This is a genomic window from Enterovibrio calviensis DSM 14347 (genome assembly GCF_000621165.1).
Lineage (GTDB): Bacteria > Pseudomonadota > Gammaproteobacteria > Enterobacterales > Vibrionaceae > Enterovibrio > Enterovibrio calviensis.
This window is the reverse complement of the sequence record NZ_JHZA01000011.1, coordinates 183,896-202,810: the sequence shown is the minus strand read 5'-3', so window position 1 is coordinate 202,810 and position 18,915 is coordinate 183,896. Positions and strand designations below refer to the sequence as shown.

Below are 18,915 nucleotides of genomic sequence, written 5' to 3'. Positions count from 1 at the left end.
CGCCATGCTGACTTGATAGGTAGATACGGCTATGCCAGTAAATACAATCATGGGGCTATTCGCAAAGAGCCCATTAAAACCTTTGCAACGTCACGTGAGCCGCGTCAATGACTGCTGCTCTTTGCTAGTACCCTTCTTTGCCGAGTGCGAAAAAGGTGACTGGGTGGCAGCAGAGTCTTTGCGACACGAAATTTCGATGCTAGAAAAAGAAGCGGATGTCTTGAAGCGCGAAATTCGTCTCAAATTACCTCGTGGTCTTTTCCTCCCTGTAGACCGCACCGATATGCTTGATCTGCTCACCCAGCAAGACAAGCTAGCCAACCTCTCCAAAGACATTGCTGGTCGCGTTATCGGCCGACAACTTCAGGTACCTTCCCTTCTTTACCCAGACTTTGTTGCGTATGTGCAGCGTTGTCTCGATGCCGCCGATCAGGCGCGCCGCGTTATTAGTGAACTGGATGAATTGCTCGAAACTGGCTTTAAAGGACGTGAAGTTACGCTAGTGGAAGAGATGATCAATCAATTGGATGCCATCGAAGATGACACCGATACGATGCAAATTCATCTACGTCAGCAACTGATGTCAATCGAGAGTGAATACAACCCGGTTGATGTGATGTTCCTGTACAAGATCCTTGAATGGGTCGGCGAAATTGCCGATCAGGCACAACGTGTTGGCTCGCGTCTTGAGCTTATGCTTTCTCGTTCGTAGTGCAACGTTCACCGAACAAATAACAAGGTAAGACAATGGAAATCCTAGCGAATTACGGCACCATCATTATTTTGGTGGCCGCGGCTTTTGGTTTCATGATGGCTATTGGTATTGGCGCGAATGACGTCGCAAATGCCATGGGTACATCAGTTGGCTCTAAAGCATTAACCGTTAAGCAAGCCATCATCATTGCGATGATTTTTGAGTTTGCAGGCGCATATCTCGCCGGTGGCGAAGTGACCGACACCATCCGTAAAGGCGTCATCGATACCTCCTTATATGCCAGTCAGCCTGAAGTGTTAGTCTACGGCATGATGGCGGCTCTACTCGCCGCGGGTACTTGGCTACTGCTCGCCTCCTTCATGGGTTGGCCGGTTTCAACCACTCACTCTATCATTGGTGCCATCATTGGTTTCGCCTGCGTATCTGTCGGTACTGAAGCCGTAGATTGGGCGTCGGTGCAAGGTATTGTAGGCAGTTGGATTGTCACGCCGTTGATCTCGGGCATTTTTGCTTACGTGATTTTTGTCAGTGCACAACGTCTGATTTTTGATACCGACAAACCGCTGATCAACGCTAAACGCTTTGTCCCTGTTTACATGTTTTTGACGGCATTGATCATCGCCATGGTCACCATCAAAAAAGGCTTGAAGCATGTTGGTCTTCACCTAACAACCGGTGAAGCCGTCATGGTTTCAGTCGCAATATCTGCACTGATCATGATGTTTGGTTATGTGTACATCAACCGCAAATACAAAGACGATGTACCGGGAACCAATGGTTACCAAGGTGTCGAGCGCGTATTTAGCTTGCTGATGGTGGTCACCGCGTGTGCGATGGCATTTGCCCATGGTTCTAACGACGTTGCCAATGCAATTGGCCCACTTTCTGCTATCGTTTCAACGGTAGAAAACATGGGTGAACTCGCTGAGAAAACGCAGATCGCATGGTGGATTTTACCACTGGGTGGCGCGGGCATCGTGGTGGGTCTGGCAACGCTTGGTCATAAAGTAATGGCGACCGTTGGTACGGGCATTACGGAACTGACACCAAGCCGTGGTTTCGCCGCGCAGCTAGCTACCGCATCAACCGTGGTTCTGGCATCCGGTACTGGCCTGCCAATCTCTACGACACAAACGCTAGTTGGTGCCGTACTCGGGGTAGGTTTTGCTCGTGGTATTGGCGCATTGAACTTAGGTGTGGTGAGAAACATCGTGGCATCTTGGGTTGTTACCCTACCAGCAGGTGCACTGCTGGCCGTGATTTTCTTCTTCATGATGCAGGCAATCTTCGGGTTGTCATAGCCTAAAGAAAGGCATTTCCGTCACGTTTTTGTGCAGTGATGTCAGTCTTCGGTTAAAAAAGGGAGGTTATGCCTCCCTTTTGTTGTACCTAGCCCCGAAAATTTTTTAGTATCTGATACCAATCGCATGACGTTTCTGCTCGAAGATTGCCAAAGCAACCATGAGCAAGACATATAGACGAAAGAAAGACAAACTAACGACACTCACGAACAACCAAAGGAAGAATCCGTGAAGCAACTTTTCTCTGCCCTGGCTGTGTTGATGATGCTAGTGGTCTCAGCGGCACACGCGAAAGACAACTACATCTCTGACGAACTTTTCACTTACATGCATTCTGGCCCGGGCTCCCAATATCGCATTATTGGTAGCGTGGATGCGGGAACGAAGATTACAGTTGTGGACAGTAACCGTAACGCCGGTTACAGCCAAGTGATTGATGACCGTGGTCGCAAAGGCTGGGTTGAAACTAAATATGTCACCAATCAGCCGGGTCTAAAAACACGCCTACCTGCGTTGGAAGAAGAGCTAACTCAAGTCAAATCTGCACTGGAAAGTGCACAAGGCGATACTGAAGCAAAAACCAAAGGGCTGATTTCATCACTTGAGCAGCGCAACGCACAAGTGCAAGAGCTAGAGCAACACACCAGCGAACTGAACCAAAAGCTGATTGATGCTCAAACTGAAATCCGCGAATTACGTGCGCGTATCGACACTCAGAAAGACGACCTACTGATGCGCTACTTCACCTATGGTGGCATGGTTGCTGGTGGTGGTTTGCTGTTTGGTTTGATTTTGCCGCATCTGATCCCACGTCGTAAAAAGCGTAATAACGGCTGGGCGTAACGTCTGACGTTGTACTTTTAGCAACACGCTAAACGACGAATAAATAGCAAAAAGCCGCATGTTTCCATGCGGCTTTTTTGATCTTCCAAATTGTAGAAAGTGCTATTTTGTGAAATTCCCTACCACGTCGACAGCGCTGGAATAGCAATCAGCGCATCTTCAAACTGCACCACCACTTGCTGTGGTTCAATACCACGAAGTAAAACGCCATCCGCAACAAACTCCCCTTCACGTGCCTCTTGGCCATTCACCTTAACCCAGCGCGAGCTTTCATTAGAAGCATAGATATGGGTTTGGAAATCCATCTTAGGCAGACGATTTAACATCTCATTCGACAGCTCCGCAATAGACAACACATTGTCATCCGCGCGCGTGCGCTCAAGCTTAGCTTCCAAGGTTCGGGATTTGTCGCCGCTTAAAGCATTTTCTACTTTGAGCGCCAGCTCAGGTGACAGTTCAGACAAGTCGAGATCGTCTAGTGAAATCTCATCTTGTTCGATCATCGACAGTGGCGATTTCACTGGTTTACCGCGAGAAGACGTTGCATCTGAATTATCACTCACAGAGGCTGTTTCTATTGATGGCGAAGAAGGGGCAATACCAATATCGACCACGCCCTCGTCGTCTTTCGGTTCTGGCAGTTGTTGCAACGCAACGTCAAACACATCTTCGTCAGGCAACACAACAATGTCACCATCCGCAATCAGTGCTTTTTCAACCGACGTAGCATCAATACTTTTCGTCAAGCTCGGCCCCGGCATTTCAAGCACCTTGTCTAACACCATAAAAGTAATAGGCCCAGGAATGCCATCGGCATCCAAGTCGTTGTTTCGTTGGAATTCTCGGACTTTACTGCGCTCTTCAAGTCCAAACTGATTGGAAATCGGATCGGTACTACCCAACACCAAATTTAAACGCTGTTCCAACCAACGTACCCGCTCGCCACGCTGCCCCGATTTAATAGCAGACGGATTCCCCAAAGGCGGACGCCATAATATCAACGCTTCACCATTCCACATCTGCTTGAGAAACGCTTCGCTAACTAATACGCGTTGATCGCCTGCTAGCAGCTCATATTGTTGGTTGCCTTTGCTGTATAACACTGCAAACCATGAACTCCCTTCAGGGCCATTCATGGCGAGCACAGCAGGGCGACCAATGGTCATTAACTGATCAAACGGCAGCTTGCTTTTATAACAGGCCAGCTCACCACGTACTTGCGAGGAGCAACCCGCAGCAAATACATCGGCGTCAAAGCCCCACAACTTATAAAGCGACTGCATGGCAGAGCCGGCACTCAAGCTCTCCGCCACAAGCGCCGAGAAAGCGATAGTTTCAGGGGTGCTCTTGATGGTAGGTGTCACTGCCGTGTTAACTGCAGCCATTTGCGTTGTATTTGACACTGGTGCCATTGTTTGCACCGCAGCATTCTCAGTATCAATGGTCTCTACTGATTGCACGGCGGGCTGGGTCGAAACAACAGGCGCTGGTGCATTTACAGCGATTTGTGGCGAAACGTTGTCACCGCCACCACTCAAGCCAATGCGAATCGCGATGGCAAGCAGCGCAGCCCCACCAATCGCACCGACGTAGTAAGGCCAATACCGAGTCAAAGAACGTTCTGATGAGTCACCGAAAGCAGGTTTGCTCGCATCTTGCCAATCCAGTACGTCTCGGCAAGCTTGTGCAGCGATGTCTTTGTTTACGCGCTGCTTAGATTCTCTGAATGCTATCTTGAGCGATTGATCGCTGACTAAGTTAACCAACCGCGGGACACCGCCGGTTTCCTTGGCAATTTGCTTCACCGCAGCCGTATCGAACAATGGCACTAGGCCGCCAGCACAGCTAATGCGGTGGGTCATGTATTGATGCACTTCATCGGCCGTCAGTGGCATCAAGTGATAGCGCGCGGTAATGCGCTGTGCCAACTGACGCAAGTTCGGCTGACGCAGCATTTGTTGCAGCTCAGGCTGTCCGATCAAGATGACCTTCAACAGCTTGCGATAAGAGGTTTCAATGTTGGTCAGCAATCGAAGCTGCTCCAACACATCAGGCATCAGGTGTTGAGCTTCATCCACCAATAAGATGGTTTGAATGCCTTTCGATTCGTTATTAAACAACTTATCCGTAATCGCGTCATAGAGACGTTTAAAGCTGTCATCTTCACGGTATGTGACGCCAAGTTCATCACACAGCGTTTGCAATAATTCGAGCACTGAGACACTGGGGTTGAGAATGGTCGCGACCTGCGTTTTCTCAGGTAAACGCTCCAACATGGCCTTCATGGTCGTGGTTTTTCCTGTACCCACTTCCCCAGTCAACAATGCCAAGCCGCCACCGTCTTCGATACCCGACAGCACATGGCTCAACGCCTCTTTGTGTCGTTCACTCAAGAAGTAGAATTTTGGATTTGGCACGATCGCAAATGGCGACTCGGTAAGGCGGAAGAAATCTTGATACATGAAGGTTCTCTGTGTTCTCAATCCTGTTTGATTGGCACGTCACGGTATCGCGGCGCCCCAACCATGTAAAGGTTATCACTGAGTGTGACCCATGAATCAGGGGCAGGTTCGCAGCTTTTGCACACTCATACAAAATTCTACCCTCGCTGACCCCTGCATATTGGCGTTGTTTGGGTATATCATGACTACATTATTGCTTAAATATCGGATAGTCATGTGAATACCTACCTCGTTGGCGGCGCAGTAAGAGACAAATTGCTGGGGCTCAGTGTTACAGATAAAGACTGGGTAGTAGTGGGTGCCGATATCAACACCATGCTCAATTTGGGGTACCAACAAGTCGGCGCGGATTTCCCCGTGTTCCTGCACCCTAAGTCCCATGAAGAATATGCCCTTGCACGCACCGAGCGAAAATCGGGCTCGGGATATACTGGCTTCGTGTGCGACTTCGCCCCCAATGTAACGCTTGAGGAAGATCTCGCGCGTCGCGACCTGACCATCAACGCCATTGCAGAAGCCGATGATGGCAGCCTTATCGACCCTTATCATGGGCAAGATGACCTCGAAAACCGAGTATTGCGTCACGTCTCCCCCGCGTTCGTGGAAGACCCTTTACGCGTACTCCGTGTGGCGCGTTTTGCGGCGCGATTCCATCACCTTGGATTTGTGGTCGCAGACGACACTATGGGCTTAATGCGCACCATCGCAGAAAGTGGCGAGCTAGATGCATTGACGCCAGAACGCGTGTGGAAAGAGTGGGAGAAGTCGTTACAAACCGCCAACCCAGAAGTCTTTCTTCGTGTCCTGCGTGATTGCGGCGCACTTGCTGTGGTTCTGCCAGAAATCGATGCCTTGTTTGGCGTACCGCAGCCCGAACAATGGCACCCAGAAATTGATACCGGCATCCACACGCTGATGGTTGCCAAACAAGCCGCCGAACTGACCAATGACCCCGTGATCCGCTTTGCCGCGCAAGTGCACGATCTCGGAAAAGCACTGACACCACAAGAAGAGTGGCCAAGCCACAAGCTGCACACCAAGCTCGGGCTAAAGCCGGTGAAAGCGCTGTGCCAGCGAATTCGCGTACCTAACACCTATCGCGATGCAGGCTTATTGGTCTGCGCCGAGCACACCAATGTACACAATGCGGGCGAGCTAAAAGCCGCTACCTTCATCAAAATCTTTGATCGTAATGATTGTTGGCGTAAGCCAGAGAAAGTGCCGCAACTTGCCATTGCCAGCGAGGCTGACCACCAAGGAAGAACGGGCTTTGAAACCCGCGCTTATCCGCAAGCGGCTTTGTTAGAAGGCGCGTTTCAGGCAGCACTGAGCGTCGAAGTAAAACACATTGTAGCGGCGGGCTTTCAAGGGCCGCAGATCCGCGAAGAACTGACACGTCAACGAATTGAAGCAGTGAAAGGATTTCTTGCCGAGGCGAGGCCAGAAAAGCCGGAGTAATAATCAAGGTCCTAGGTCCTAGGTCCTAGGTCCTAAAATGCAGATTACATCCCAATGAAACGCAAAAAAAGCGGCACTGTCACCAGACGCCGCTTTTTCTTTCTCTAAATTCTGCTCTTCCTAGGACCTGCTCTTCCTAGGACCTTCTTTTCCTGCTCTATCTGCTCTTAACCCTATCGCGTGGCAAGAAATGCCATCAAGCCAAGACCCAGCGCAATGCGGTAAATCACAAACGGCTTCATGCCCATAGTGGTCACCAGCTTCAAGAACCAGTGAATACAAATGTAAGCACTGACAAACGACACCGCCACACCCACCAAGATAGGTGCCCACATGACAGGCACATCACTTTTCACTAGCCCTAGGCCAAGGTAGCTACCCGCCAGAACAATGATAGGGATAGACATCAAAAACGAGAAACGCGCCGCCGCTTCACGAGTGTAACCCAAGTAAAGTGCCATGGTCATGGTCGCGCCAGAGCGTGAGGTACCCGGGATCATCGCCAATGCTTGCGACAAGCCAATCAACAACGCTGATTTAGGTGTGGTCTTGTATTCATCGATTTCAGATTTTGCATTGTTGTCCACCCACCAAAGCAGAAGACCAAACACAATACAGGTCACCGCGATCACCCACGCCGAACGCAGATAAATCTCGATAATGTCTTTCATGAACAAACCAAAGATACAGGCAGGAATTGTCGCCAATGCGATCATCCATGCAAGAGTGGCATCAGAAGAACGCTCACCTTTAAAGATCGAACGGAAAAACGCACCAAGCAGTTGGGTAACTTCTTTTCGGAAGTAGCCGACAACGGCCAACAATGTACCGACATGGACCGCCACATCAAATGCCAGGCCTTGGTCTTGCCAGCCAAGAATTTCAGAAGGAAGGATAAGGTGCGCAGAGCTCGAGACAGGAAGGAATTCTGTCAGGCCCTGAATTAAAGCCAGCGCAAAGGCTTCAAACATACTCATAATGAATAGTCACTCAAATTATTTATAAATAGGAATTAATCACAAAGAGAAATCGTTTACAGGCCACAGAGGTTGTTCGTCACTGAACGCATCCCAAGCTTGCTGATAAGTTTGCGAGTCACCGGGGATCACTTGGTCAGGGCAAAGCTCTGCCAGTGGCCATAGGGTAAAGGCAAATTTATACACATCTTTTCTTGGTAACACAGGGCCAGAAGGCTGCGAAAGATCGCCATAGGTCAGCAGATCAATATCTAACGTGCGATCACGGAACTTAACAGCATCACGCTCACGTCCCCAACGAGATTCAATCTCGCGCAACGCCGCCATAATACCTTCAAGGCTTAACTCCGTATGAAGTTCGACAACAAGGTTGTAGAAGTTCGGCCCGTCAAAGCCCACCGGTACGGCTTCAAAAATGCGAGAGCAACGGCAAGTTGGATCAAGCACTCTAAGCGCAGCGATCCCTTCCGCAATGTGATGCTCACGTTCAATATTCGAACCAACACTGACCAAAACTTGAATCACCGCGTGCCTCGCTCAATCACAACACCCACAGAGCGTGCTTGAGGCACCGCACCCGGTTTGTTGACCTTCACTCGCACCCAAGGCACAGAGAATTGCGTTTGAATCAGCGTGGCAATTTCTTCGGCTACGCGCTCAACCAGAAGAAAACGTCCGTTTTCGACCAAATCAAGGATCGCGCCGCTCACGGCTGAATAATCTAAGGCAAATGCAACGTCATCACTGCTGGCTGCAGGTTTGTTGTCATGTGCCATTTCAATATCAAACACCAATTTTTGTTTGATTTGCTGTTCCCAGTCATACACACCGATGGTGGTGATGACCTCTAGCTGGTCAATAAATACTAAATCCATGTTCACTCAAAAAATTCAGAGGTCGGATACCCATTATGCGCAAAAGCACGTAACATCGCTCAATCACCGCAAAGATCGCTGTGAAGCATATACACAAAATCTCTATAAAATTGGATACTTTGTGTCTGGTGCGCGAACTATAGCAAGTTCTCACCGCCCTAGCGAATGTTCAACTGGATGAAAAAATGACCGCACTCGGAATGCTGATGATTGTTGCTGCTTACTTACTGGGATCCATTTCCAGCGCAGTGCTGATCTGTCGACTTTACGGTCTCCCCGATCCACGAGAACAAGGTTCAGGAAACCCCGGTGCCACCAATGTGTTTCGTTTAGGCGGGCGACTCGCCGCCGCCTTGGTCTTACTGTGCGATATGCTAAAAGGCACCATTCCGGTGTGGGCAAGCTACTTAATGGGTATCAACCCCTTCATGCTCGGCTTGATTGGTATCGCCGCCTGCCTTGGCCACATCTACCCCATATTCTTTCATTTCCGAGGCGGTAAAGGCGTCGCGACCGCCCTTGGTGCTATCGCCCCAATAGGCTTAGACCTCACAGGCATGATGCTAGGCACATGGATAGCCACCTTACTGCTCACGGGCTACTCATCACTTGGCGCGCTGATGGCGTCCTTGTTTGCTCCACTCTTTACGTGGTTAGTGAAACCCCAGTTCACTATGCCTGTTGCTATGCTGTCGTGTCTTATCATCTTCCGTCATCAAGAAAACATAAAGCGACTGCTCAGCGGCTCAGAGCAAAAAGTGTGGAACAAAAAGAAAAGGGCTAACGCGGATAAAGAGCAGGAAGAACAAGAGGGATAGATCTTAGGAATAGCAGGTCCTAGGTCCTAGGGAAAGTATCATTACTTCCAATACATAAAAAAAAGCGGCACTGAAAATCAGTCGCCGCTTTTTTTAATTCTGTTTATCGCATTTCCTAGGCTCTGCTCTTACTCTTCCTAGGCTCTAGGACCTTTCTTTTCCTAGGACCCGCTCTTCCTAGGAACTGATTTTATTCTTCAACCGGCTTAAGTTGATCGATCGGCCAACGCGGGAATGCTTTCACACCCAAATCGTTGTGCTCACCGTTCTTCAAACGCTGCATACCTGCATACGCGATCATCGCGCCGTTGTCCGTACAGAATTCGGTACGTGGGTAATACACCTCACCACCGATAGACGTCGCCAAGGCTTCCAGCTTCAAACGAAGGAAACGGTTAGCGCTCACGCCGCCTGCAATCACAATACGCTTCATGCCGGTTTGTTTAAGGGCACGCTTCATCTTGATCACTAGCGTATCTACCACGGCATCTTCAAATGCACGAGCAATGTCTGCGCGAGTTTGATCGTCATTGTCATTCGCCGCAATGGTGTTCGCCGTGAAGGTTTTCAGGCCAGAGAAGCTCATGTCCAAACCCGGCACCGTCGTCATCGGACGTGGGAAGGTAAAGCGCGAGCTATCTCCTTTCTCTGCCAGCTTAGAAAGCAGCGGACCACCAGGGTAATCTAGCCCCATCAGTTTCGCTGTTTTATCGAACGCTTCACCGGCAGCATCATCAATAGATTCGCCAAGGATTTGGTATTCACCAATGCCTTTCACTTCCACCAACAAGGTGTGGCCGCCAGACACCAACAGAGCGATAAACGGGAACGGAGGTGGGTTATCTTCCAGCATTGGCGCCAGCAAGTGACCTTCCATATGGTGAACCGCTACCGCAGGCACGTTCCACGCATACGCCAGACTACGACCAATGGTCGCGCCAACCAACAAGGCACCAACAAGGCCAGGGCCCGCCGTATAAGCCACGCCGTCTAAATCTTCTGGGGTTAAACCCGCTTCTTCCAACGTCGCTTTGATCAGTGGAATTGTCTTCTTCACATGATCACGCGAAGCCAGTTCAGGCACCACGCCGCCGTAGTCAGCATGCACCGCTACTTGACTGTATAACTGATGCGCCAGCAGCCCTTTTTCATCATCATAAATCGCCACGCCAGTCTCGTCGCACGATGTCTCGATGCCTAGAATTCGCATAACACCTCAGCTCACTTCGTTGATATTCAATCTGTCGACTCAAAAACAGGCCGCAATATTACATGGGCACGATCAAATTCACCAGTTATGCTTTACAAGCACCCGCTTATCGGATTAGAATTCCGCACCATTTTTAATCAAAGCTGGTCATTTTGTCTCCAGCGATTAACGAACAACCCCTGAGGTGAAAGGCACATGCCAGTAGTTAAAGTACGTGAAAACGAACCATTCGACGTAGCACTGCGTCGCTTCAAGCGCTCTTGTGAAAAAGCAGGTATTCTTTCTGAAGTTCGCCGTCGTGAGCACTTCGAAAAGCCAACTACCGTTCGCAAACGCGCTAAGGCTGCCGCTGTTAAGCGTCACCTGAAGAAGCTGGCTCGCGAGAACGCTCGCCGCGTTCGCCTGTACTAATTACGATTAATACAGGAATTGTGATATGGAATTGATTGCTCGTATTAAGAGTGAACAAGTTGTAGCGATGAAGGCGAAAGATAAACCTCGCCTTGGCACAATTCGTTTGATGATCTCTGCAATTAGACAGCAAGAAATCGACGGTCAGAAAACTCTGACTGACGAAGAATCGCTGGCAGTTATCGTCAAAATGGTTAAGCAACGTCGTGACTCTGTATCGCAATACCAGTCAGCAGGTCGTGATGACCTTGCTGATGTGGAACTGGCTGAAATCTCCGTTTTAGAAGAATTCATGCCACAACCACTCAGCGACGACGAAGTGGACGCAATGGTAAAAGATGCCATTGCAGCCTCTGGTGCGAGCTCCATGCAAGACATGGGCAAAATCATGGCCATCCTGAAACCTCAAGTTCAGGGCCGTGCTGACATGGGTAAAATCAGCCAATTGGTTAAATCCAATCTGGCATAAGGTTTTTACCTAACCCTGCAAACAAGCCGTGCTATCCCTTTGGGAGTGCGCGGCTTGTTCGTATCTTTCCGTTAGTCATTCTTGTTCCTGTCTTCATATTAGAAGATACTGAATACATTCACGTTTTCATTCAAAACACGCACATAGGTTATGGCAGGAAAAATCCCACGCTCATTCATTGACGATCTACTTGCCCGACTGGACATTGTCGAGCTCATAGATGCGCGGGTAAAACTTAAAAAGCAAGGCAAGAACTATGGTGCCTGCTGCCCTTTCCATAACGAAAAAACCCCCTCATTCACGGTGAGCCAGGAAAAACAGTTCTACCACTGCTTCGGCTGTGGCGTACACGGTAATGCCATCGATTTTGTGATGGAATTTGATCGTCTAGAATTTGTTGAAGCCATTGAAGAACTTGCCTCACAGCTAGGTTTAGATGTACCTCGTGAACAGAGTGACGGTGGAGCCCCAAAAGGCCCCTATGCGCGGAGTGACCAAAAACGCGACCTGTACCAGATGATGGGACAGATAGCCCAGTTCTATCAAGGTGGACTGCGCAGCGAAGCGGGAACAACTGCTATCGATTACCTCAAAGGCCGCGGCCTATCAGGGGAAATCGTGCAAAAATTTGGCATTGGCTTTGTTGCCGACGAGTGGGATCAAGTTCGCACACGCTTTGGCAAAGACAATGCAAGTCAGCAAGCGCTGGTATCAACCGGCATGCTGATCGAAAACGATAATGGGCGTCGCTATGACCGTTTCCGCGGTCGCGTTATGTTCCCTATTCGTGATCGACGAGGCCGAGTGATTGGCTTCGGTGGACGAGTATTAGGTGATGGCACACCCAAATACCTCAACTCCCCAGAAACGCCTATTTTCCATAAAGGGCGAGAGTTATACGGGCTTTACGAAGTGCTTCAAGCACACCGTGAACCCAAGCAGCTCCTGGTGGTCGAAGGGTATATGGATGTGGTTGCGTTAGCACAGTTTGATGTGGATTACGCCGTTGCTTCACTGGGTACAGCCACCACCGCAGAGCACATGCAAACCCTGTTTCGACAAACATCGAGCGTGGTTTGTTGCTATGACGGAGACCGTGCAGGACGAGATGCTGCATGGCGTGCCATGGAACAAGCTCTGCCGCACTTAGTTGATGGTCGCCAATTGAAATTCATGTTCTTGCCTGATGGCGAAGACCCGGATTCCATGGTGAGACAAGAAGGCAAAGAAGGGTTCGAACAACGTTTGGCTAGCGCCATGTCATTGTCAGAATTTCTCTTTTCCACCCTAATGGGACAAGTGGACACCAGCAGTCAAGAAGGCAAAGCCAAATTGACCACGCTAGCGGTTCCCTTGATAGACAAAGTTCCCGGCGGCACATTGCGCTTATATTTAAGGAACACCCTAGGGCAAAAACTTGGCTTACCGGACGAACAGCAACTTGAAAAACTGATCAGCAAACAAGGGCAAGCACAAACACGCAAGCCTCTACCAGAAATGAAACGCACGCCGATGCGTGAAGTCATTACACTGTTATTACAGAATCCTGGGTTTGTTGAATCTGTCCCGCCGTTAGACGGCGTGGAAGCGCTGGGAATGCCCGGTTTAAATTTATTCACCACCATGCTTGAACTTTGCCGTCATCGTCCCAATATTACGACAGGACAGCTGCTCGAACATTGGCGTGGCTCAGAACAAGAAGCATTGTTAGCCAAATTGGCCAGCTGGGAACTCCCCATCAATGAAGACAATGCGTTAGATGTATTTTTAGACTCGCTGGACAAAATATTGGCTCAGTGTGTCGCGCAACAAATAGACAAATTACAGGCTCGAGACAGAAGCGTCGGCTTATCAGCCGATGAGAGACGGGAACTGTGGCAGTTGCTTCAAAGCCGCCCCGACTAGAAAGTAGTCAGAACCTTAGTAATTTGCTAGAATTGGCGGTTTGCGTTTCCGCATACTAAATTCTTCACTCAGACCCGAAGTTGGATATCGTCTATGGATCAAAATCCGCAGTCACAGCTAAAGTTGCTTGTCGCAAAAGGTAAGGAACAAGGCTATCTAACCTATGCAGAAGTAAACGACCACCTACCAGAAGACATTGTCGATTCCGATCAGATTGAAGATATTATTCAGATGATCAACGACATGGGTATTCAGGTAGTGGAAACTGCTCCTGATGCCGATGAGCTGATGATGTCTGAAACTGTAGCTGACGAAGATGCCGTCGAAGCCGCAGCAGCAGCATTATCAAGCGTTGAATCTGAAATCGGCCGTACAACAGACCCTGTCCGCATGTACATGCGTGAGATGGGTACGGTAGAACTGCTAACCCGCGAAGGCGAAATCGACATCGCCAAACGCATCGAAGATGGTATCAACCAAGTACAGGTTTCGGTTGCCGAATATCCTGGCTCAATTGCATCCCTTCTCGATCAATTCGACAAAGTTGAAGCTGAAGAGCTTCGTCTTACTGACATCATCTCTGGCTTTGTAGACCCAAGCCAAGAAGACATCGCACCAACAGCAACTCATATCGGCTCAGAGCTGACCAATGAGCAGCTAGCGGATGAAGATAAAAACGATGATGACGACGACGAAGAAGAAGAAGACACCGGCATTGACCCGGAGCTAGCGCGTGAGAAGTTCAATGAACTTCGCGTGGCTTACGACACAATGCAATCGGCTATCAACAAAAACGGACGTTTCCACAAAGACACCGCAGAATCAGTTGCAGAACTGTCTGAAGTGTTCAAGCAATTCCGCTTGATACCGAAACAGTTCGATCGTCTGGTTAACGAAATGCGTTCCACCATGGACCGCGTTCGTACACAAGAGCGCCTTGTTATGCGCCTGTGTGTTGACCAAGCAAAAATGCCTAAGAAAACCTTCGTCCAACTCTTTGCCGGAAACGAATCATCTGACAACTGGCTGGATGCAGCAATGGCGTCAGAGAAACCATTCGTTGATCGTCTAAAGCTATACGAAGAAGATCTGCGTCGCTGCGTACAGAAGCTGAAAATCATCGAAGATGAAACTGGCCTGAACGTAGAGCGCATCAAAGACATCAGCCGTCGCATGTCAATCGGTGAAGCGAAAGCCCGCCGTGCGAAGAAAGAGATGGTTGAAGCGAACTTACGTCTGGTTATTTCTATCGCGAAGAAATACACCAACCGTGGCCTGCAATTCTTGGATCTGATCCAAGAAGGTAACATCGGCCTAATGAAAGCGGTAGACAAGTTCGAATACCGTCGTGGTTACAAGTTCTCCACGTACGCAACATGGTGGATCCGTCAGGCAATCACCCGTTCAATCGCAGACCAGGCGCGTACTATTCGTATCCCTGTTCACATGATTGAAACCATCAATAAACTGAACCGTATCTCACGTCAGATGCTTCAGGAGATGGGCCGTGAGCCACTGCCAGAAGAACTGGCAGAGCGCATGCAAATGCCAGAAGACAAGATCCGCAAAGTGCTGAAGATCGCCAAAGAGCCAATCTCCATGGAAACACCAATCGGTGATGATGAAGATTCGCATCTGGGTGACTTTATCGAGGATACCACCCTCGAGCTGCCAATGGACTCAGCGACAATGAACAACCTCCGCATGGCAACCAGCGAAGTACTTGCTGGCCTAACGCCACGTGAAGCGAAAGTTCTGCGTATGCGCTTCGGTATCGATATGAATACCGACCACACGCTGGAAGAAGTCGGCAAACAGTTTGACGTAACGCGTGAGCGTATCCGTCAGATTGAAGCGAAAGCACTGCGTAAGTTGCGTCACCCAAGCCGCTCAGAAGTTCTGCGCAGCTTCCTGGACGAGTAATCCACACGGGTTAAGCAACAAAAAATGAGAAGGCGAGCACAGCTCGCCTTTTTCATATCCAAGAATTGGTTTAAGTGGCTAAAATCCATACTGATTAGGGTGTGGTTGCGGCTAGACACCTAAACCTCCTTCCCCTATAATCAACCGCCTACACGGCCCCTTAGCTCAGTGGTTAGAGCACTCGACTCATAATCGATTGGTCCCCAGTTCAAGTCTGGGAGGGGCCACCATATACAGCAAGGCCTGAGGGGTTAGTAACCACTCAGGCCTTTCGCGTTTTTTAGCTCTGTGTAGCACCTGTGTAGCAGATTTTTGCTATAACAGACGCTCGTTATAGCAGTTCTCAAGCAATACCCTCTGCGTTTCACTTCTTTCTAAAGACCTCATCGAATACCCCACTCAACCATGTACCGAGATCTCACTGGCTGTGATTAATTAGCGGTATCGTGAATTGACGAGCGGCTGACATGCCAAAACGAAATGACCATATTCTGGTATTGCTAACCAGTGCACCTTGGTGGGTAAGCATCATTTTCTCGGCGGTTGTATACGCGGTTCTCGCTTTCCTAGCACCTTCGTGGCTGGAAAATGGTACTGCGGTGGGCGAAGAGTTAGCTCGACAGTCAGAAGGACTTGCCCCCATCTTTGGTGTGATATTTCTAATTCCTGCGGTGTTATCACTGATTAGGGATTGGCTATCGGGGCGTTGAAGCTGAACGATAAAATCAATGAAACCCAAACCGCCCCCCATTTTCTTTCACTTGAAAGTTAGTCGCGTTATTCGTACTTTTGTGGGAAGGAGGATTCGATATGACAGTCAACGCTTCGTTAAAAGGTTCTACAAATAAAACGTTTTCTTGGCACAGAAACGAGGCTAAGCGTTTTGAACTTGTGTCGGAACAAGTTGCTAAAAGGCTGGGGTTAACTAAAGAAGATTTGAGATGCCTTTATAAAAATAAGGCGCACTAGGCGCCAAATCTCTCTACGATTCTAATTCGAAGTTTGTACGATAAGGGTTGTGCCCCTCATGCTTACGCTCGACTTCTGAGTTGTACAAGTCCAGCAACTTACGATGTTTCTTCGCCATATCAAGCAACTCTTTATGAGTCTCTGCTGAGCCCATTTTTATTCCCAATTCCTTCAGCTCTTGATTCAAAAACATCAAAGCGATGTTAGTAATGTCAGATTGAATGTTTTTTGTAGTCGTCTTGCTGTGTTGCTTTAACATTATTTAATTCCTATTAGGGTTGTCAGAGGAGCATTCCTTCTACAAAAACTCGATATTCACACCACTGGTGCAAACAATGTCCTCATCAGATAGGCCTAATCGGTGTTTGGTGATCACGAAACAGTTAACAAAACCACTCCCTGTAAAATCAACCTATCACCTTTGACCAAAAATACAGTTATTCACAGAACTCCAAGTAAAAGCACATTTGCCGCTAGGACAAATGCCACTCGTTGACGCGGGTAATGATGGTTTTCCCGCCTGCTGAGATGCCTTTGAGTACCTTTAAAAGCTCCTCTTCGCTATACATGGAGCTTTTAACCTCTCCCGTCGCATAATCCACGCTGAGTTCATAATGTGGCGCTATGGCTTGCTCTGCGCGTTTACAGAACACACCACCCATTAATGCCGTGTAGGATTTCCAACAGCCGTTATCTGCGGCTTCGTGAATCTCTGTGACTAACTTGGTTTCGCCCGCCACTTCTTTAAGGCGGCGCAGTTCGCGCCACACGGTGACGGAGCAACCGCCGAGTTGCTGAAACTGGCGGATGCTCCAACAGGCCGCCCACGCTTCTACTCTTGCCGCTGCGCATTTAGGGTCTTCACCGTAAACACCCGCTTCTAGGTTTTCGCCGTCGATGTTCTTTGAAATGTATTTAGCGATGTAACCCGTTGCTGAACCCTTGTTAGGATCAATCTTCACTTCGGTAAAACGGTGTCGATCTGCGCCAGCTTCGTCGCCATCTTCGCGCAAATTGTATTCACGCATGGTATCTAGCAATACGTCATAGTGCCTTGGCTCTACAAACAACAATAAGTGCCAATGCGGAGTGCCATCGTGTTGAGGCTCCACGACACGAAAACCATAGAAACGCACCTCTTCACGTTGAAGTTTGGCGCGAATGAGTTTCCAAATGTCGTTTAGGTAAGCTTGCGCTTCGGCAGGTGTGTAGCCGCCCCATTTAGGGTTTTCATCGCCCGTGGTGGCGTAACTGCGGTGATACTTTGACGGGCAAGTCAGCGTTAAGAATGTCGCTGAATGGCCTAGTTCATTGGCAAGATCTTCAAAGCCTCTCGCTCGAACCATCAATTCCATTTTGCGAATTTTCGGATCAGAGACGCCCTTTTGTGAAAGCTCCAACAGACTAAAGCTTTGGCCTAGTTGGTTAGTGGCTATCGTATTCTCAAGGTAACGCGCTTGGTGAAACTTTTGAGCGGTTCTGGCATCGAGTGTTTCGTCTGAACAGTAAATCGCTTTCACACGATTCACTTGGTTCAAATGGCGCATCACGGTTTCAATGTTCTTGCGCAGTGCCTTTCGAAGTTTACGCAGCCACCATGACTTATCAGAAAGCCGTCTTAACCTTCCCTCTAACGTGTATTTGGTTTCGTCTGGCGGCTCAAAACCAAAGCTCAGGCAAAGCGCATGCAATGCATTGATGGTTTCATCTTCTGCACCATACAAGGCACGGCGAATAGATAGCGCAGCTTCGACCAACGCTTCCGCTTCTTCGCGCAGTTCATCTTCTGAAGTGTTGAGGTTGAGCTTTTCAGGGGAAACCGTCAGCTTCGAAACAAGGCCATCGACCGTTTCACGAAGGTAAGTATTGCGGGTGAATGCATCTGAAATTGCGCGATAGCGATTAAACAAAATGCGCTGTGCTTTAGCAGGCAAACGGCAAAGCTGCTCTTCTACGAACGGCCTATCGAATCTATCCAATGTTTCGTATTCTTCCTCAGTAATTGGAGACATCAAGCGCCCTCCCTTCCTGAGTCAGTTCATACCTTATCCATGGAATGCCGTAATATCTGACAAGCTGGCCATCAACCAATCCTTCACGCTGAAGTTTGATAATCGTTCGGTGTAGAACCCGAAAGCCGAACCCTTTAGAACATCCGTATCGGCCATGAAGGTTAGGTTTATCTGAATTACACAATTCAAACCAGTGTCCTTCCTGCATCGCTCGGATAATATCTTTTAGGTGTCTATTAAGCTTAAGCATGCTCACCCCCTTCACAGGTCAGGTGAGTGTATTTGCGATGTCGATTTAGCCAGTTATCGAGATCTTCTTTGAGGTAACGGACTGCACGACCTATTTTGATAAATGGCGGCGCGTCGGTTCGGTTTTCACGGTGGCCTTCCATGCGTGATTGACGCAGGAAGGAACGGCTCATGCCGATATAGGCGGAAGTTTCTTGCTCTGTGTATGCACGTTTCTGGGTGTGTTCTGTATGCATTGGCATCTCCATTATTGTTCATTAGGAGACACCAAGTTATTCGCTCAAAAGCCCTTAAGGGTTTAACCAAGGGTCTAGTTAA

General features: G+C 49.0%; 19 protein-coding genes, 1 tRNA gene and 1 pseudogene. 12 read left to right on the top strand and 9 right to left on the bottom strand.

Annotated elements, in window-relative coordinates; genetic code table 11:
* The first annotated feature begins 31 nt into the window (after nt 1-31).
* The 3 genes from Q365_RS0112065 (at nt 32) to Q365_RS0112055 (ending at nt 2,859) form a co-directional block, all read left to right on the top strand.
* Complete coding sequence (locus Q365_RS0112065; RefSeq protein ID WP_028023582.1) at nt 32-712, top strand: TIGR00153 family protein; 681 nt, start codon at nt 32-34, stop codon at nt 710-712.
* A gap of 35 nt (nt 713-747) precedes the next feature.
* Nucleotides 748-2,016 (top strand): inorganic phosphate transporter, encoded by a 1,269-nt coding sequence (locus Q365_RS0112060; RefSeq protein ID WP_028023581.1) that lies wholly within the window; start codon nt 748-750, stop codon nt 2,014-2,016.
* A gap of 228 nt (nt 2,017-2,244) precedes the next feature.
* Nucleotides 2,245-2,859 carry a TIGR04211 family SH3 domain-containing protein gene (locus Q365_RS0112055; RefSeq protein ID WP_028023580.1) on the top strand — a complete coding sequence of 205 codons (615 nt, stop codon included), beginning with the start codon at nt 2,245-2,247 and terminating at the stop codon, nt 2,857-2,859.
* 119 nt (nt 2,860-2,978) lie between these two features.
* Here the strand turns inward: Q365_RS0112055 and Q365_RS0112050 are convergent, their stop codons facing one another.
* Nucleotides 2,979-5,321, bottom strand: a complete 2,343-nt coding sequence (locus Q365_RS0112050) for an AAA family ATPase (RefSeq protein WP_028023579.1) — start codon at nt 5,319-5,321, stop codon at nt 2,979-2,981.
* A gap of 216 nt (nt 5,322-5,537) precedes the next feature.
* On the opposite strand from Q365_RS0112050, the gene Q365_RS0112045 reads away from it, so the two are divergent.
* Nucleotides 5,538-6,779 carry a multifunctional CCA addition/repair protein gene (locus Q365_RS0112045; RefSeq protein WP_028023578.1) on the top strand — a complete coding sequence of 414 codons (1,242 nt, stop codon included), beginning with the start codon at nt 5,538-5,540 and terminating at the stop codon, nt 6,777-6,779.
* Between the two features lie 173 nt (nt 6,780-6,952).
* On the opposite strand, the gene Q365_RS0112040 is transcribed toward Q365_RS0112045, so the two are convergent.
* The 3 genes from Q365_RS0112040 to folB are packed head-to-tail and all read right to left on the bottom strand — an operon-like array spanning nt 6,953 to nt 8,637.
* On the bottom strand, nt 6,953-7,756 hold the full coding sequence (locus tag Q365_RS0112040) for an undecaprenyl-diphosphate phosphatase (protein WP_028023577.1): 804 nt from the start codon (nt 7,754-7,756) through the stop codon (nt 6,953-6,955).
* A 39-nt stretch (nt 7,757-7,795) separates the two neighbouring features.
* On the bottom strand, nt 7,796-8,281 hold the full coding sequence (folK, locus tag Q365_RS0112035) for a 2-amino-4-hydroxy-6-hydroxymethyldihydropteridine diphosphokinase (protein WP_028023576.1): 486 nt from the start codon (nt 8,279-8,281) through the stop codon (nt 7,796-7,798).
* Entirely contained in the window at nt 8,278-8,637 is a 360-nt protein-coding gene (folB, locus tag Q365_RS0112030) for a dihydroneopterin aldolase (RefSeq protein WP_028023575.1), read from the bottom strand. Before folB ends, folK begins: the two co-directional genes overlap by 4 nt.
* Before the next feature lie 179 nt (nt 8,638-8,816).
* Between folB and plsY the strand changes: the two genes are divergently transcribed.
* Complete coding sequence (plsY, locus tag Q365_RS0112025; protein WP_028023574.1) at nt 8,817-9,449, top strand: glycerol-3-phosphate 1-O-acyltransferase PlsY; 633 nt, start codon at nt 8,817-8,819, stop codon at nt 9,447-9,449.
* A gap of 190 nt (nt 9,450-9,639) precedes the next feature.
* Here the strand turns inward: plsY and tsaD are convergent, their stop codons facing one another.
* Nucleotides 9,640-10,659, bottom strand: a complete 1,020-nt coding sequence (gene tsaD, locus Q365_RS0112020; RefSeq protein WP_028023573.1) for a tRNA (adenosine(37)-N6)-threonylcarbamoyltransferase complex transferase subunit TsaD — start codon at nt 10,657-10,659, stop codon at nt 9,640-9,642.
* A gap of 195 nt (nt 10,660-10,854) precedes the next feature.
* On the opposite strand from tsaD, the gene rpsU reads away from it, so the two are divergent.
* The 7 genes and pseudogenes from rpsU (at nt 10,855) to Q365_RS26700 (ending at nt 16,336) form a co-directional block, all read left to right on the top strand.
* Nucleotides 10,855-11,070, top strand: coding sequence for a 30S ribosomal protein S21 (rpsU, locus tag Q365_RS0112015; RefSeq protein WP_002537656.1), 216 nt, complete (start codon nt 10,855-10,857; stop codon nt 11,068-11,070).
* Nucleotides 11,071-11,095: 25 nt separating this feature from the next.
* Nucleotides 11,096-11,539, top strand: coding sequence for a GatB/YqeY domain-containing protein (locus Q365_RS0112010; RefSeq protein WP_028023572.1), 444 nt, complete (start codon nt 11,096-11,098; stop codon nt 11,537-11,539).
* Between the two features lie 150 nt (nt 11,540-11,689).
* A complete protein-coding gene (dnaG, locus tag Q365_RS0112005; protein WP_028023571.1) occupies nt 11,690-13,444 on the top strand; it encodes a DNA primase in 1,755 nt (584 codons plus the stop codon).
* A gap of 81 nt (nt 13,445-13,525) precedes the next feature.
* Nucleotides 13,526-15,367: pseudogene (gene rpoD / locus Q365_RS0112000) on the top strand (RNA polymerase sigma factor RpoD); the annotation flags it as partial.
* Between the two features lie 154 nt (nt 15,368-15,521).
* Nucleotides 15,522-15,597: transfer RNA gene (locus tag Q365_RS0111995), tRNA-Ile, on the top strand.
* A 237-nt stretch (nt 15,598-15,834) separates the two neighbouring features.
* On the top strand, nt 15,835-16,077 hold the full coding sequence (locus tag Q365_RS0111990; protein ID WP_028023569.1) for a hypothetical protein: 243 nt from the start codon (nt 15,835-15,837) through the stop codon (nt 16,075-16,077).
* Nucleotides 16,078-16,177: 100 nt separating this feature from the next.
* Nucleotides 16,178-16,336: a hypothetical protein gene (locus Q365_RS26700; protein WP_155859006.1), complete on the top strand. Its 159-nt coding sequence runs from the start codon at nt 16,178-16,180 to the stop codon at nt 16,334-16,336.
* 13 nt (nt 16,337-16,349) lie between these two features.
* On the opposite strand, the gene Q365_RS0111980 is transcribed toward Q365_RS26700, so the two are convergent.
* From Q365_RS0111980 to Q365_RS0111965, 4 genes are all read right to left on the bottom strand, one after another.
* Complete coding sequence (locus Q365_RS0111980) at nt 16,350-16,595, bottom strand: hypothetical protein (protein ID WP_028023568.1); 246 nt, start codon at nt 16,593-16,595, stop codon at nt 16,350-16,352.
* Between the two features lie 214 nt (nt 16,596-16,809).
* Nucleotides 16,810-18,348 carry a replication endonuclease gene (locus tag Q365_RS0111975; protein WP_028023567.1) on the bottom strand — a complete coding sequence of 513 codons (1,539 nt, stop codon included), beginning with the start codon at nt 18,346-18,348 and terminating at the stop codon, nt 16,810-16,812.
* The gene (locus Q365_RS0111970; RefSeq protein WP_028023566.1) at nt 18,332-18,598 is read right to left on the bottom strand and encodes a hypothetical protein; all 267 of its coding nucleotides are present in this window, start codon (nt 18,596-18,598) and stop codon (nt 18,332-18,334) included. Before Q365_RS0111970 ends, Q365_RS0111975 begins: the two co-directional genes overlap by 17 nt.
* Entirely contained in the window at nt 18,591-18,833 is a 243-nt protein-coding gene (locus Q365_RS0111965) for a helix-turn-helix transcriptional regulator (protein WP_028023565.1), read from the bottom strand. Before Q365_RS0111965 ends, Q365_RS0111970 begins: the two co-directional genes overlap by 8 nt.
* Between the last annotated feature and the right edge of the window lie 82 nt (nt 18,834-18,915).